The sequence below is a fragment of the Paenibacillus sp. UMB4589-SE434 genome, assembly GCF_030226685.1.
Taxonomy (GTDB): domain Bacteria; phylum Bacillota; class Bacilli; order Paenibacillales; family Paenibacillaceae; genus Paenibacillus_B.
The window spans coordinates 393,461-409,185 of sequence record NZ_JASOYK010000002.1 but is presented as its reverse complement, the minus strand read 5'-3'; the positions used below and the strand labels follow the sequence as shown (position 1 = coordinate 409,185).

The window sequence follows — 15,725 nt, the reverse complement described above, 5'->3', positions numbered from 1 at the left end:
GTTCAAACCCTCCCAAGTATAATTTACCTTATAAATGCAACGCGTAGGCGTAAAGGTTACGACGGAACTTGTTATTCACAAGACAGCTGTTGTGCATTCGTGTCCGATGGGTGGTAAACAGCACGTTCCCCGCCAATTAGCTTAGGCCGTGTCATCGCCATTGTCACTCTTGCGGCACCAATGGATCGGACGGAAGTGCGCAGCGGAACAGCTACCCGTTTTAAATGCATACCAATCAAAGTCTCTCCAATATCAATACCAGCATCTGCGGATATCGTCTCTACCAGACAAGGTGAAGCGAAGTGCGTATAAGCTGCAGCAGCCATCGAACCCCCTGCCCTTGGTACCGGGACAGCACTGACTTCATCAAGTCGCAAAGTCTCACAGGTGGTACGTTCAACTACAAGCGCTCGGTTCAAGTGCTCACAGCATTGATAAGCCAATTGGACGCCGTACTTAGTTCGAAGCAGTTCAAGACCTGCATACAACGCAGAGGCAAGCTCGATCGTTCCGGAGGTACCAATACGTTGTCCAATTACCTCGCTTGTGCTGCATCCGATAATAACTAACTGGCCTGGTGACAATTTGGCTGCATCTGCCAACACATGTGCCGCAGCTTCCGCTTCTGCATGGATTTGCCGTATATAATCTGGTTGCGTCATCACTTTTCCTCCATTCTAAGGAGTAGAGTGATAGGTTTGCTCAATCTGTTCGACCTTGCGAAGACGGCCGACATGACGCTCACCTTGACTGAAATCTGTCGTAAGCCAGGTGCGAACGATTTCTTGTGCAAGCCCAGGACCTATAACGCGTTCCCCAAGGGCAATTACGTTGGTGTCATTATGTTCCCGTGTTGCTTTCGCAGAGAACAGGTCATGAACTAGTGCACAGCGCACTCCGCGTACTTTATTGGCTGCGATCGACATGCCGATCCCAGTGCCGCATATAAGCACCCCACGGTCTGCTTCCTGCTTGGCAACCATCTCAGCTACTGGCAACGCATAATCCGGATAATCCACGGAAGTAGAGCAGTCGCATCCCAAGTCCACCACTTCATGTCCAAGCTGTTCGATCACCGCAATGATATCCTGCTTCAGATTCACGCCGGCATGATCGGCGCCAATTGCAATCTTCATTTGTTGTTCCCTCCTGTATCGTTAGTCGTGCATACCTGCATCCTATTATACCCGAACCAAAGGATTGGATCAGTCAAGCCCTGTCGGCCATCTTGCATTCCTTTCCTTATCACTCACAGGCAAACAATGCCGCACGGAAAAAGGCTTGTCAGACACCTCTATTATAACTAATTTTCGGAGGAAAGGTGTTATATCTTTACTTGTAAAAAAACAAAAAAGAGCACAAGTATGTTCGAAAACATACCTTGCTCCTCTGCCCAGGCGACCGGCCGTATCGTTCGATGCTCCATCGTGGTTTCATCCACTCTTGTCGCCAGTTACATCGAACCCGTGTTTGGATAGCAAAATCATAACGCATTACGAAAACAAACGCAATTTATTTTTTTATAAGCTTGTCCAGCAAAAGCTGCAGCGATTCTTTTATATCTTCTGCTGTCTGTACATACTGCTCCAGTGAACCACCGTATGGATCAGCAATGTCTGTTCCCGGTGCCTGCTGTTGAAGCTGGTTTAGCAGCCGCATCTCCTCTGGAGTAGGCTGTTCCCCCATCGCCAGCTTTAATTGCAGCTCGGCAATCAAGGCGTGCATTTGCTCTTGCGCCATTAGGGCACCTTCATCTGTACTCACATATTCTTTAAGTGTGTACACCTTGTCCGCTGCTTGCGGATACCGCTGCAAGACATGCTGTTTATGACCGAGTGTCAGAGTTAGGATCAAATCTGCCCACGCCACTGTCGATGACGCCAACCCTTGTGAATGAAAGGCTTCATTAGACATCTTCCATTTCTCCAAGACGCTGCGCGCGTGTTCCGACATCGGTGCATCTCCCCAGGCCGACACCCCCGCTGAACGCACTTCCACATCTAAGCCTCTCTCATGTGCCAAGTGACGAAGCATCGACTCCGCCATCGGACTTCGGCACGTGTTGCCAGTGCATACAAACAAAATGCGCGTCATGTCATGTCCCCTCCGCTGCTATTAATGAAGTAGCAGACACATCGATAGTCGATCATCTGCATGTACGTTCTACTTTATGATACACGATTTTAGCTGGGCAATAAAAACAACACGCCAAGAGTCAATAGAATGGCGCCCCCAGCCGCTTCCCCGTACTCGCCTAAATGTTGGCCAACCTGAGTACCAAGCTTCAAACCTAGTATAGACATAAGTCCTCCCAGCAAGCCAAAAGCTGTTATGGTCATAAACATATTCGATTGATACATCCCTAGCGACACACCCACAGAGAAAGAATCCACACTCACACTCAGTGCAAATAACATGGTTCCTACTAAGCTAGATGTATCGATCCACCCCGAAGATTCACCCTTAAAAGAACTATATACCATATGAGCACCCAGCATAACCAATAGAGCTCCTGCCGCTAGTACAGTAATTTGTCCAAGTATAGCGCTCATCCATATCCCCGTCAGAATGCCCAACAGCGGCATGGCAATATGAAACAAGGCAATCATGAAGCTGATACGAAGCATATCCCTGCCTCTAACCCCTTTTATCCCGATGCCCAGGCACAAAGAAAAAGCATCAAAGCCAAGTGCAAGCGCCATTACCATTATCGTCAACCATTGGCCAATCGGTATAGACGTTATCCACATGGTTTTGTCTCTCCTTGTCCCAGCGTTTTTATCAACGTATGCGGACAAGGAAGCAAACATACCTTCATCTACGGTTGTGGAAAATGGGGATCGCCGGTGTCTCTATGCCTTCTACGATCACTATTCATTCTTGCTCATCTACAAAGGCCTGACTTTACAGAACTTGGACAATTCGATGTCCCGCCGCCTTCACAAGGCGATTCATTACCGCCAGCCCTATTCCTTCGGTTGGGCAAGCTTCCGCGAGAATGTAGGTGACGCCTGCGTCATCAAAGCGTCGCAAGGCACTATATAGCAGTTGAGCAGCTTGATTCAGCTCGCTCAAGCTGCCCAGCTCTGCGACGACATCGGCGCGGTATCGATCGATATGCTCGCGGAATGCGAGGACGCCGGTCGTTTCTCCGCGGCGCTTGGCGTCGGCAATGTCGGCCTGTATGTAGGCCGATATGGCGTCAGCAGAGGCGCCCCGCACGATACACATAACACCCGTTGGTGCGTAGTGTGTATACTTCATTCCAGGTGAGCGAGGAGCCTCAGTGGAAGCGGCAACGTTAGTGTCGTCACCGTTGCTCGTGAATAGTTCTAATTCATGCTCGTATGTTGATAATCTGTTTGGCTCGCTGATTTGCTCTATGCTTGATTCAACTATAGCTGTTGATACAGAATTTGATTCTATCTTTGAATCCGCCACTGGGGTGACGACAGTCGAATCCACACCAGGAGCTGCACTCGTGTTTGGCACCCGCTCCATCAAACCGTGATGCAGCATGCCTCCCTCCGGGTCGACTGCTGGATCAATCGTTACCTGCGAACAGAACTCTTGCAGCATCGCAAGGGTAACGCCGCCAGGACGAAGCACGTGCACACGGTCACCATGTACCTCTACCACCGTTGACTCTACGCCTACACCTGTCGGCCCTCCGTCTACAATACCAGCTATGCGCCCGTCCAAGTCCTCCATCACATGCGCCGCAGTCGTCGGACTTGGGCGCCCTGACCGATTCGCGCTTGGCGCAGCAATTGGACATCCCGCCGCGCGTATAAGCCGCCGCGCCACCGCATGATCCGGCATACGTACGGCAACGGTTGCGAGCCCAGCTGTTACTTTAGGCGATACTGCACCTTGACGAACAGGCAGCACTAACGTTAAAGGCCCAGGCCAAAAACGTTCCATCAGGTGGCTTACCAATTCGTTATATGGCTGTACTAGCAGTTCTACCTCTGATTGATCTGCTACATGGACGATCAATGGATTATCTGATGGGCGTCCTTTGGCATAAAATATTTGCTCAACTGCCGCAGTCGACGTTGCATCTGCGCCAAGACCATACACAGTCTCTGTAGGAAAGGCCACCGTCTGGCCTTGCGCAAGCAGTTGAGCCGCTTCTTGAATTGCCTGTTCCTGCTCGCTTTTTGTGTGTGCTGTTAATGGCCAGCAGCGTGTGTTTACCTGTGTCGCAGCTTGACCATATTGTGGCTGTTCCTTCTTGTTCATCTATACTCCGCCCTTAGCAATGAAAGAAGATGCCGACAGGGGTCCGACATCTCCTTTTATATCATTTATTTGGTAATCCTGTATCTATCAACAAAGCCTATAACGTCCAAATTCCCTTTAAAACATGCAAAGTGCATGTTATGCAATAAAATTATTATACACGATAAGTGCGGTCTACAATAAGTATCAATTCCAATCACATTGTTTAAGCTGCATTAACAAATCCGCTGTAGGTTTAGATTCCTTGCGCAGCCACGACACAAGTCGCCTTCAAACCTTCATTCACTCTGTACATTAAGGGAGCTTCATGCCAGTATGCCCAACCCTCACTTCATCACTCACCGCATTGCGTGCAGCTCAATTAATATTAACCGAACAGTGTGCGAAACAAATTTCCAATCCAGTCGCCCAGCGCAACCAGCATATCCCATAAGAAAAAGCGTACTTCCTTCTCCTTGCCTACTGACAGCTCACTTTGCAACCCATCCTTATCAGTTTGCTTATTCTGGATGCTTGACTTCACATTTTCCTCATCAGCCTTTGATTTCTTGATCGATGTCGAATCTTCATCTTGTTCTGAAACTTTGGCAATGGCAGTTCCTTGTTCCCCATCTACAAAACACAGTGGCGGAAACAACACACACCACCAGTTCTGGCCTTTACCCTCGCCAAGTGTAATTCGCAGCGCTTCATATATGCCAGCTGGATATACGCGACCACCATATAGCTTGGCAGGAAAAGGGACCTCCTTCAACTCCGCCGTGACTTTATACGTCTTGCCGCTCTCATTTACAACTTGTTGAGTGATATCGTTTATGTGATCCATATGGGATTCAATCCACACTCTCGCCTGCTCTCGAGTCTCGGGAACGTCACCATCGTTTAACCACATATTCATCTGCTCTACTACTCGATCACGAACTTCTCGTTTTAGCTTTTGATCCTGACTCGAATCTGAATGAGCTAATATTCGAAGTCGAATTGCATCACCAGGAATACTAGAAGAATCTTGGTTTGACTGCTGTTTTCCTTCGCCTACCTGTGTTCCATATACAGTTGTTAAGTCCCAACTCATCATTGCTCCTGCCAAGATAACACTCAGCAGAATAAGCTGCAACAGTCTACGATTACGCATGACGGTTATGCTCCTTGTGAGGTTGGGCGCGCCTCTTAGCCATCATTATGTCCCCAACCTTACAGAGCTAAACCTATTAATCTATTAAAAAAAATAGGGATTGGATCAGAACTGCTAATCCTGAATAATAATCGGCTATTATCAACAATTTCTATTCAGATGCCCTGTTCCAATTCTGCTGCCGATAATACCTCTTCCCCACGACGGCACACGCATCGTTTGAGTAAATTTATAGATATAAATATACACGCAAACACAAAAAAACCGTCAGTTCTACTGGAGATGATGATCCTCCTTATTCAACCAAGGTCGTCATCGACACTTCGTTCCATAAAGAGAATATCAAATGCAGTAAAACTCACGGTATAATTTACTTATTATCCCACTTAAATAGATAGTAGAAGGGTAATAATAATCAGAGATCAACAGCTGTGAACATAGCCTCCGAATAGAACATTATTCCCACAACGGCAGCAATCGGTTAACAACCAATTCTTCCCCTGTTATAACGGTCTAATGCCGATTACGTGCCTCTCAATCCCAGCCAAGTCTTGAACAATTCGGATCTTCTCCGTGTAGCCGGCCTGTTCAACTAGTGCAGCCACTTCAGGTGCCTGTCCCTGCCCAAGCTCAAAAGCAAGCATGCGGGGACGTTCACTTAGATGCGATAACATTCCCATAATGCGGCGATAAGGATCCAAGCCGTCCGCCCCCCCTACAAGAGCAGTATGCGGTTCAAAGTCACGAACTTCACGTTGAAGCTCCAGCATATCGGCCTCAGGAATATATGGAGGATTTGAAATCAAAATATCGACAGGCAGCCTCCCCTGTAGCGGCATAATCAAGTCACCCTCAAGCCACTCAATTCGTTCATCAACATGCAGCATCGCTGCATTATGACGTGCCATCTGCAATGCCCCTGGTGATATATCCACTGCAACCAGCTGCCATTCCGGACGCTCGTATGCAAGCGTACAGGCGATTGCACCGCTGCCTGTTCCAATATCGGCGGCTGTCAACGAAGCCAAGTCACCATACAGCAGCTTTGTTTCTTCCAGCACTGCTTCCACAAGCAGTTCCGTCTCTGGACGCGGGATCAATACGTCCGCCGACACTTCAAACCGAAGCCCATAAAAATAGGCTTCGCCCATAATATATTGCGTCGGCTCCCCAAGCGCTCGCCGCGCAATCATGGCTCCGTACGCTGCTGCCGCAGCTTCCGGAAGCTGCTCCTGTAAGCGGCTCAAGTAAGCCGCTCGCTCCCAGCCAAGCGCATGCCGGAGCAGCAGCTCGGCATGATGCTGACCATCCGCCACGCCGCTTGCAGATAAACAAGAAGAAGCCTGTAACCAGGCTTCCCTTATTGTGAGCGGCAGCTCAAGGCGGAACTCGTGTTGAGTTCCATCTCCGTTACCGCTATTGATCATAATTGATTCTCCCGCTCCAGAAGTTCTGCCTGTTCGGTAATCGTTAACGCTTGAACGATATCTTCCATATCACCGTTCAGTACTTGATCCAGCCTATGCAGAGTCAGACCAATACGATGGTCCGTTACACGGCTCTGTGGAAAATTGTACGTCCGAATCCGCTCACTGCGATCTCCCGTTCCGACCTTGCTTTTACGTTCAGCCGCAGACTTTGCTTCTTCTTCCTGACGTTTTATATCATAGATACGTGCACGCAACACTTGCAGCGCCTTGGCCTTATTGTCGTTCTGAGACTTGCCGTCCTGACATGTCGCGATGATACCTGTCGGAACGTGAGTGACACGAACCGCAGATTTCGTCGTATTAACGGACTGTCCACCAGCACCGGAGGAACAGAACGTATCTACTCGAATGTCTTTGTCCAGAATCTCTACTTCAAAGTCTTCGATCTCAGGCATTACACCGACTGTCGACGTTGATGTATGAATACGTCCGCCAGATTCCGTTACTGGAATACGTTGTACCCGATGAGCACCGCTCTCGTACTTCATCTTGCTGTATGCGCCTTTACCGCTAATCATGAAGATAACTTCTTTAAAGCCGCCCAGATCATTAATGTTCGCTTCCATAAGCTCCGTGCGCCAGCCTTGTGTATCTGCATATCGCGTGTACATCCGGTACAGATCTGCAGCAAACAAGGCTGCTTCGTCTCCACCCGCAGCTCCACGGATCTCGACAATCACGTTCTTATCATCGTTAGGATCTTTAGGCAGCAGCAGCACACGAATGCGCTCTTCCAATTCTTTCTGACGTCCGCTCAAGTCTTCAATTTCCATTTTGACCATGTCACGCATCTCGTCGTCCAACTTCTCTTGCATCATGGCTTTTGCCGCTTCAAGCTCACTCATGACATTCTTATATTCCATATAAGCTTCATATGCGCCTTGCAGATCGGATTGCTCTTTGGAATAATCACGCAGCTTCTTCGGGTCGCTGGCGACATCCGGGTCACAGAGCAATTCGCTTAGCTTCTCGTAGCGGTCAGCCAATGCTTGCAAACGATCTAACATCATACGGGGTCACCTCACTTTATATTCTACAGTATACCTACACGAAACGTGCCTGCGCACGCTCTGTCGGTTCCAAGCTATATTTAACACCTACCCTATTAAGTAAGCCGTTAAAATTCAGATCTAACAACCGCGACTGTATCGCTAGACGTTAAATCTGAAATGCATGACGTCGCCGTCTTGAACCACATATTCTTTTCCTTCCAAGCGGAGCTTGCCCTGCTCCTTCACCACGTTCATCGAGCCGCCCGCAACTAGATCGTCAAAAGAAACCACTTCCGCACGGATAAATCCACGTTCAAAGTCTGTATGAATAACCCCCGCTGCTTGCGGTGCTTTCATGCCTTTGCGAATCGTCCATGCGCGTACTTCTTGCACGCCAGCTGTAAAGTACGTGTAAAGACCAAGCAGGCGATAAGCAGCTTTGATCAAACGGTTCAAACCGGATTCTTCAAGACCAAGCTCCTCTAGGAACATGGTACGATCTTCTCCTTCAAGCTCTGCAATCTCGGCCTCTACCTTTGCACTGATCGGCACTACTTCCGCGCCCTCTTCAGCAGCAAATTCACGGACTTTGGCTACATAAGGATTGTTATCCGCAGTTGCCACTTCATCCTCACTCACATTGGCTGCATACAGAATAGGCTTGCTAGTCAACAAATGCAGCTCGCGAACAGCCGCTTTCTCATCTTCTGTAAGATCCACGCTGCGAACCGGTTTATCATCGTATAAAGCATCTTTCAGCTTCTCCAGCACAGAAGCCTCAAGAGCATATTTCTTGTCGCCGCTCTTCATATTTTTCTTCGTACGATCAAGACGCTTCTCGACGGACTCCAGGTCAGCCAGAATTAACTCCAGGTTAATCGTCTGAATATCACTGATTGGATCTACTTTGCCGTCGACGTGTGTAATGTTCTCGTCTTCAAAACAGCGTACCACATGCACAATCGCGTCTACTTCGCGAATATGAGCAAGGAACTTATTGCCTAGTCCTTCCCCTTTGCTTGCGCCGCGAACAAGTCCCGCAATATCAACAAATTCGAATGCTGTCGGAACCGTACGATTGGGAACTACAAGTTCCGTCAATTTGTCCAGACGCTCATCCGGTACTTCAACTACACCTACGTTTGGATCAATCGTACAAAATGGATAGTTTGCAGATTCTGCACCCGCTTGTGTTATTGCGTTAAACAAAGTCGATTTCCCGACGTTAGGCAAGCCTACGATTCCTGCTTTTAATGCCATTTCCCATCCCACTCCTCAGCTGCGTATATGATATCTCCATACATTCGTTATCCATCTCACGGTTATGAGTGTTTACGAAGTGAATTTTTACGATTTCTTTAACAACGTATCCAGACGTTTCCTACTAGCTACAAAAAAAATTCCTTAACCATTATAACCAACCACATAAAAAAAACCTAGCCATTGACTAGATGTATTACTTTCTATGCAAAATGAAATTCTTCACTCTTTCTTTATTATATCAGAATCAGCGGAGATTGCCCATACTTTCACTTTAATGAACCGTTGTATGCAAATCCGCGTTTCCACCAAAGCCATAAACCTGTACCTGGTATCTTTATCAACAAAAGAACGCATAGTTTAATCCTGCTCATCCCACACTACAGTTAAGCGAGCCTAGGATGGCTTTGGCTTAATCAGTCAAGAAAGGACTTGAACTATGGAAAACAAGACCCATCAAGGCAATTACGTCGGCTCAACCAATATGAAAGCAAAGAACCAAGACATGGCATTTGTCAACGATACGTTAGAACAGGCTAAGACAGCCGTCCCTTTTAAGCAAAAGCCAAAAAAAACAGATTAATTCTGAGACAAAGAAGAAACTCCCATGTGGACAGCCACATTGGGAGTTTGTTATGGACAAGTGCTTCACCATTTAGATCTTAAAATTCAATGGGTACAGCAAATGCTTCACACCATACTTCGAAGCGTTAGGTGATTCGATTTGCTGATGAGCAAGTACCTTTAGTGCTTCACGCACTGCTGTACATTGCTCGTTAAATGCACCAACCGCTTCTCCGTCCATAAACAGCGATTGCAGCATATTGTCCGCAATAAGCATCGGCCCATTCCAATTCCATTGCAGCCATTCTTCATCCCACTGCACTTCAGCTTGACCGCATTCCCATGTAATCGTCCGCGACCTCATACGATGAGCCTTGACGGTCTCACTCAAGCACTCTTTCCACCACCAAGCGCGCTGATCCCGTTCCCAACCCATTCGAGACATCGCAATACGTGCCGCCTGTGCACAACAAGCTGCTGGCGAACCGTCTGCCCAAGGGAAGGTCATCCGATCAATTCTTGGCAGTTCAACACCTCTGAGCAGGTGCGACCAATCATGTGCTCTTACTTGCTGCCCCGCTGTCAAGCACATACAGACCGCTCGCATCGCTTCATACAGCGCATCGCTGTGCGCCTGACCGAAAGCAATCGCCGGATTATACGGCTTCCCGGCTCTGCGGCGCCAGTCGGTCAGAGCTAGCAGCCCGTTCAACCGGATTCTTGCCGATTTTGTATGCAAGGTTGTCTCAAGTAGTCCAGCCTCAACACGTTCATCCTCACTTTGCAGCAGGTGAAGCGCGTAGATCGTCTGGACAGCAGTTGCCTCGTCTTCCTCCAGAAGCTGCAGCAGATCGCCCAACCGTTCAATCATAGCTGTACGCCATACTTGATAGCGGCAGCTTGACTGTTGACTGGCAGCCGCTATGGACGGCGTCACTCCAAAATCGGGATATACGTCCATATCCTGTACCATCAATCCTGTCATTCGGTTAAGCACATATGCTTTGGCAACGGACTTATTACGGACACATAGCAGGTCAAGCAGCGGATGAATCAAGTAAGTAGCCTTACTTTCGCTAGCTTCCTCCATACTCAAAAAATCAAAACATTCTTGGGCCGCTTCTGATGATTGTTCCCACGTACCATTTTCCATCACACAGAGCAGTTCCTGCAGATTAACCGCGGAATCGAATGTAAAGTACATATCGACTCGACTTGTTATGCCCATCAGTTCTAATCCTCCAGATGACGCGCCACCATGGCGTCGTGGTTTTATCACCCATTATAGCATGTGAATATAGACGGTTCGCAATTCGATTCGAACATTTTTTGTATATTATGTTGCCAAACGGATTCAATTTAGCAAATGGAGGTAAAAAGAATAGCATGACAGCCCCATTATTTCATTAATAACAGTAAAAACAACCCCAACCGTTACTGTCCGAACGGCTGGGGTTGTCTAATCTCACTTCTATTATGGCTGAACTACTACAAGTACCGCGTTGCTTATTGCCGGGATTGATCTGGTTGTCATCAAGGAATGGAAACCTACCACCTTAACACCTTTTGTAAGATCGCTTGTTTTAAGCTCTTGTCCATATACATCTACGATCTTTGTATCTCCTGTAATGTTCAAAATGATATCGTTCTCCAGCTTGTCGTCAGCCTTTACGTCAATATGAACGCGGCTAGTGTCGCTTTCTTGCTTCGCAGATTCGGCTACCACACCTTCCACACGAGCCGTCTCGCCCAATACAACGATGCTTTTAGCACCACTCATTGGAGGCATGCTCATCGTCATAATTGGACCGTACTCTGCTTCAATGCGCGTGTTGGATTTCAGCGCGCTTTTATCCAATTTGTTACCATTGACGTCTGTAATGACAGTCTCATCGGTTACGGTAAGAATGACAGGACTAGTACCAACTACAACAAGGCGGTTATCCTTTGCTTCAGCAATGACGCCTGTTGATTTAATAGCTTTTAATTCCTCTACACGCTCGATAACAAACTTTGTAGCTGATGCTTGTGGCGGGAGGCTCTTTGTCATTGCCGGCCCATACTTCGCTGTTACCTTCCAACCCTTCTCCAATGCTTCGAACAAGTCAGCCTTCTTGCTGTCCTGGTCGACAACCAATGTGTTCTTTGTAAAGTTCAGACGAATCAAGTCCTCGCCTTGCTTGGCTTCCTTACCCTCAAACATCATATATGCACCATTTTTAGTGTAAACGATTTGTTGGATCGTTCCTGTCTTACTTATTTCCTTAACCAGCTCTACCGTTTCAGCCGGCTTCGAGGAAATAGGCTTTACCGCCTGAGCACCTGCCGTTAACGGTATTGCTACCATAGCTACTAGGCCAGTTGTTACGATAAATTTAGTCCATGTTTTCATTGTTGTCTCCTCCTGTGTGTTGAATAAATAGTGAATATAATGGTAATCCTCCGCATTCTTCTGCAGTAGAAAGGGAAGATAGATAGCTTGGTCCAGCTTTACACCACCCTAGACGCCAACTCCCAGCAAAAAGTTGCACCCCTCGACATCTTTTTGAGAACCACTTCATATTTATACACTTATTCAACATATTAAAATCCCCACCATACATAAGTATGATGGGGTCTATTGGACTGAGAAATGGTGAGCTATACTCGTTAGCCTTTTATACCGGAATGCATAAAACTGCTAATAAACTGACGCTGGAAGAGCAGGAAGAAAACAAGCAGCGGAGCGACGACAATCAAGGTGGCCGCACTGACCTCCGACCATTGAGCACCGGTTTCAAACGACTGGGCAAATATAGCCAAGCCAACCGTTAGTGGGCGGTTTTCTACCGAGTTGGTGACAATAAGTGGCCAGAGGAAGTTGTTCCACTGGTAGCTGACCGATACAACGGCAAAGGAGACGTAGATCGGTCGCGTTAATGGTACGTAGATGCGCCACAGAATACCAAGACGTGAGCTTCCTTCCACTACGGCTGCCTCTTCAAGTTCATATGGAACTTGCTTAAAAGCTTGCCGGAGTAGAAAGATTCCAAAAGCAGAAGCAAAATAAGGTAGCATAATACCAAGCTTTGTATCGAGCAGACCAAACTCTTTTAACACGTGGTAATTAGAGAAAATAAGAACATCTGCTGGTACCATAATTTGCACCAGAAACAGCATAAACAATACTTCTTTCCCAAAGAAGCGCAGTCTGGCAAATGCATACGCCGCTAGTGTCAGCGTCACCAGTTGAACAAGCAGCACGCCGCCTGAGATCGTTAACGTGTTCATATAATATTGGGCGAAAGGGGCCCCATTCCATACTTTTATAAAATGATCAAACGTCCATTGCCAGGACAACACATTGCTAATGATTGCTTCCTTCGGCCGGAACGCCGTCCACAGCACCCATATAAATGGGATTAGCCAGAACACGCCAACCACCATCATAATGAACGTCCACAATGCTTTTAAAGCTTTGCTGCGAATACGTTCGTTACGAAGCTCACGTTCGGAGCGTATCATACGCGGCTCGGGCCGGTTATGCCAAGGGACATCTATCGGTTGAGTCATGCAGCACCCTCCTATTGATAATGGATTTTTTTGTCCCATCCGAAAAATTGCAAAGAAGACAGCACAAGCAGCAGTACAATCATTACGACAGTCATAGCAGCACCCATGCCTTGATCATAGAAACTGAATGCCGTGTCATAAATGTGATACAACAGCAAACTGCTTGCATTATCAGGGCCACCTTTGGTCATAATCCACAGATGATCTACAAGTTTAAAGGCGTTGGTTAACGCAACTATAGCCACAAAAAGTGTCGTCGGCATCGTTAACGGAATTGTGATCCTGCGCAGCACCGTCCATATGCCAACCCCGTCTACTGCAGCCGATTCGTAAAGATCCTTCGGAATATTCTGTAGGCCTGCCAGATAGAAGATCATAAAATAACCTGCCTCTTTCCAGATCAACATGACAACTAACGCACCCATAACCGTATCAGGATGGCCAAGCAGACTCAGATCGGATTGACCGAACCAGGAGGCAAATCTCGCAAGCAAGCCATACTGCGGTGTATAAATAAACAACCATATATTCGCTACTGCTATCATCGGAATCATATTCGGATAAAAGTATGCAAAGCGTACGAATCCGCGGCCGCGCATTGCCTTGTCAGCAAACAGCGCCATTACAAACGCAAGTGCCATTGAAGTGGGCACCGTGCCGATGGCAAACCATATATTGTTCGTGAACACTTTTTGGAACACTGCGTCCTGGAACATCGTTATATAGTTATCAAAGCCGATAAACACCGGCTTTGGAGTAGCCAAGTCCGATTGATGCAAGCTGAGCCATACAGTCTTCAGCATTGGATAATAAGTAAACAAGCCAAGAAATATGAGCGAAGGCAGAAGGAGCGCCCAAGCAAATCCATTACGCTTTAACTGCTCGCTCCACTTAGCAGTCATCATCAATATCGCCCCTTTACAACATACAAAGTATACGACTATTTAACAGTCTAATTTAAGAATATCGACCTTTTCCGATCCCCGAGGTGAGCGATCTTTCCTGATCCCTCCACATATACAAACCGGCAGAACGACCTGTGTCGCTCTGCCGGTTCGTCATGACCTCACTCACCCGCAGCCGTCATAATCTGTTAGGCATGTGAGGTTGTTACTTTTACTTATTAAATGGAGCCAATGCTTTGTCTGCATCCTCTTGCGCTTTCTTCAGCGCAGCTGCAGGATCTGTCGTACCTGTTAAAGCGGCTTGAATCTGGTCCGTCAGCGCCTTGGATACTTTGCCGTTATTGTGCGTTGACAGCTCTGCGTGTGCATGCTGCAATTGGTCACGTGCGACGAGCGCCTGCGGGAACTCGGCAGCATACTTTTTCATAAGCTCAGTTTCATAAGCAGACTTGCGTACGCCTACGTATCCTGTATCTATGCTCCATTGTGCAGCCATCTCTGGCTCTGTCATAAACTTGATAAATTCCCATGCTGCTGCTTGTTTTTTCGGATCGATATCTTTAAAGATATAGAAGTTTCCGCCGCCAGTAGGGGAACCGTACTGTTTGCTCATTGGCAGGAACGCAACGCCGAAATCAAACTTGGCGTTATTTTTGACGTTAGTCAAGTTGCCAGTTGTATGAATCATCATGGCCGTCTTGCCTTCGATAAAGTCTGTTGGCACCGTTGCCCACTCAATCACACCTTCTGGCATAACTTTATGTTTCTTAGACAAGTCAACCCAATATTGAAGAGCCTCGACATTCTCCGGTGTATTAAAGAATGCTTTTTTGCCATCTTCCGACATCAAATTCTGATTAACATCCTTCGCATTTTGCAAAGCGAACAACTGGAACATCCAATAGGCGAATCCAGAGCCTGGGATCTCAATGCCTTGGCGTCCGTCTTTCTTCAGCTTACTAGCGTACTGAGCAAGCTCTTCCCAAGTTGTAGGCGGCTTCTCCGGATCTAAGCCAGCTTCTTTAAAAGCAGCTTTGTTATAATAAAGAACGATTGTGCTGCGTTGGAATGGAATGCTGTATGTCTTGCCTTCTACCTGAGAATTCGCCATAAATGCCGGATAAATATCCTCTTTATTAAACGAGCTATCTTTTGCAATAAAGTCGTCCAGCGGAATAACTGCGTTCGTATCCAGCATACTGAACAGCTCTGTCGACAGCATTACGGCCACATCTGGAGGCTGCTGCGCTTGAATACCAGCTTGAATCTTCGTTGTCGTATCCGCATAACTGCCTGTGTATACCGAATTCACCTTAATATTTGGGTGTTTTTGGGTAAATTTAGCCGTCATGTCCTCAATAACCTTTGTTAACGGACCACCAACCGCAATCGGATAATAAAATTGAAGCTCAATTGGCTCTTCTGCTGCAGGTGTAGTCTGGGCCTTTTCAGGCTCTTTGTTTGCACTTGCTGACGTGTCTGCTGTCTGTGACTTTGCACATCCGAGCAGCATCGTAAAGCACAAAACAACAAGCAGCATCCATTTTGCACGCATTTGCATCTGTTCTTATCTCCCCTTCTG

General features: G+C 47.3%; 15 protein-coding genes and 1 riboswitch. Of the genes, 1 reads left to right on the top strand and 14 read right to left on the bottom strand.

Annotated features, from left to right (window positions below; translation table 11 throughout):
• Window positions 1-71: 71 nt before the first annotated feature.
• The 9 genes from QP775_RS11970 to ychF all read right to left on the bottom strand — a co-directional run bounded on the left by QP775_RS11970 (window position 72) and on the right by ychF (window position 9,122).
• Window positions 72-662, bottom strand: a complete 591-nt coding sequence (locus tag QP775_RS11970; RefSeq protein ID WP_285106253.1) for a TIGR01440 family protein — start codon at window positions 660-662, stop codon at window positions 72-74.
• A 15-nt stretch (window positions 663-677) separates the two neighbouring features.
• Window positions 678-1,136, bottom strand: coding sequence for a ribose 5-phosphate isomerase B (rpiB, locus tag QP775_RS11965; protein WP_239328853.1), 459 nt, complete (start codon window positions 1,134-1,136; stop codon window positions 678-680).
• A gap of 248 nt (window positions 1,137-1,384) precedes the next feature.
• A riboswitch (ZMP/ZTP riboswitch) is annotated at window positions 1,385-1,467 on the bottom strand.
• Between the two features lie 45 nt (window positions 1,468-1,512).
• Window positions 1,513-2,094 carry a low molecular weight protein arginine phosphatase gene (locus tag QP775_RS11960; RefSeq protein ID WP_285106250.1) on the bottom strand — a complete coding sequence of 194 codons (582 nt, stop codon included), beginning with the start codon at window positions 2,092-2,094 and terminating at the stop codon, window positions 1,513-1,515.
• 89 nt (window positions 2,095-2,183) lie between these two features.
• On the bottom strand, window positions 2,184-2,750 hold the full coding sequence (locus QP775_RS11955) for a manganese efflux pump MntP (RefSeq protein WP_285106248.1): 567 nt from the start codon (window positions 2,748-2,750) through the stop codon (window positions 2,184-2,186).
• 154 nt (window positions 2,751-2,904) lie between these two features.
• Window positions 2,905-4,245, bottom strand: coding sequence for an L-threonylcarbamoyladenylate synthase (locus QP775_RS11950; RefSeq protein WP_285106246.1), 1,341 nt, complete (start codon window positions 4,243-4,245; stop codon window positions 2,905-2,907).
• Between the two features lie 367 nt (window positions 4,246-4,612).
• The gene (gene spoIIR / locus QP775_RS11945) at window positions 4,613-5,380 is read right to left on the bottom strand and encodes a stage II sporulation protein R (RefSeq protein ID WP_285106244.1); all 768 of its coding nucleotides are present in this window, start codon (window positions 5,378-5,380) and stop codon (window positions 4,613-4,615) included.
• Window positions 5,381-5,883: 503 nt separating this feature from the next.
• On the bottom strand, window positions 5,884-6,807 hold the full coding sequence (gene prmC, locus QP775_RS11940) for a peptide chain release factor N(5)-glutamine methyltransferase (protein ID WP_285106242.1): 924 nt from the start codon (window positions 6,805-6,807) through the stop codon (window positions 5,884-5,886).
• Window positions 6,804-7,877, bottom strand: a complete 1,074-nt coding sequence (gene prfA / locus QP775_RS11935; RefSeq protein WP_239328859.1) for a peptide chain release factor 1 — start codon at window positions 7,875-7,877, stop codon at window positions 6,804-6,806. The genes prmC and prfA overlap by 4 nt, the downstream gene beginning before the upstream one ends.
• Before the next feature lie 144 nt (window positions 7,878-8,021).
• On the bottom strand, window positions 8,022-9,122 hold the full coding sequence (gene ychF / locus QP775_RS11930) for a redox-regulated ATPase YchF (RefSeq protein WP_239328860.1): 1,101 nt from the start codon (window positions 9,120-9,122) through the stop codon (window positions 8,022-8,024).
• Between the two features lie 439 nt (window positions 9,123-9,561).
• Here ychF and QP775_RS11925 point away from each other — a divergent pair, with 439 nt between their 5' ends.
• Complete coding sequence (locus QP775_RS11925) at window positions 9,562-9,705, top strand: hypothetical protein (RefSeq protein ID WP_239328861.1); 144 nt, start codon at window positions 9,562-9,564, stop codon at window positions 9,703-9,705.
• Window positions 9,706-9,777: 72 nt separating this feature from the next.
• Here QP775_RS11925 and QP775_RS11920 read toward each other — a convergent pair whose 3' ends face one another.
• The 5 genes from QP775_RS11920 to QP775_RS11900 form a co-directional block, all read right to left on the bottom strand.
• Window positions 9,778-10,914 carry a hypothetical protein gene (locus QP775_RS11920; protein ID WP_239328862.1) on the bottom strand — a complete coding sequence of 379 codons (1,137 nt, stop codon included), beginning with the start codon at window positions 10,912-10,914 and terminating at the stop codon, window positions 9,778-9,780.
• A 246-nt stretch (window positions 10,915-11,160) separates the two neighbouring features.
• Window positions 11,161-12,078 carry a hypothetical protein gene (locus QP775_RS11915; protein ID WP_285106237.1) on the bottom strand — a complete coding sequence of 306 codons (918 nt, stop codon included), beginning with the start codon at window positions 12,076-12,078 and terminating at the stop codon, window positions 11,161-11,163.
• Between the two features lie 257 nt (window positions 12,079-12,335).
• Window positions 12,336-13,115, bottom strand: coding sequence for a carbohydrate ABC transporter permease (locus QP775_RS11910; RefSeq protein ID WP_239329205.1), 780 nt, complete (start codon window positions 13,113-13,115; stop codon window positions 12,336-12,338).
• A 134-nt stretch (window positions 13,116-13,249) separates the two neighbouring features.
• Window positions 13,250-14,140, bottom strand: a complete 891-nt coding sequence (locus QP775_RS11905; protein WP_285106451.1) for a carbohydrate ABC transporter permease — start codon at window positions 14,138-14,140, stop codon at window positions 13,250-13,252.
• A 214-nt stretch (window positions 14,141-14,354) separates the two neighbouring features.
• Complete coding sequence (locus tag QP775_RS11900) at window positions 14,355-15,704, bottom strand: ABC transporter substrate-binding protein (protein ID WP_239328864.1); 1,350 nt, start codon at window positions 15,702-15,704, stop codon at window positions 14,355-14,357.
• Between the last annotated feature and the right edge of the window lie 21 nt (window positions 15,705-15,725).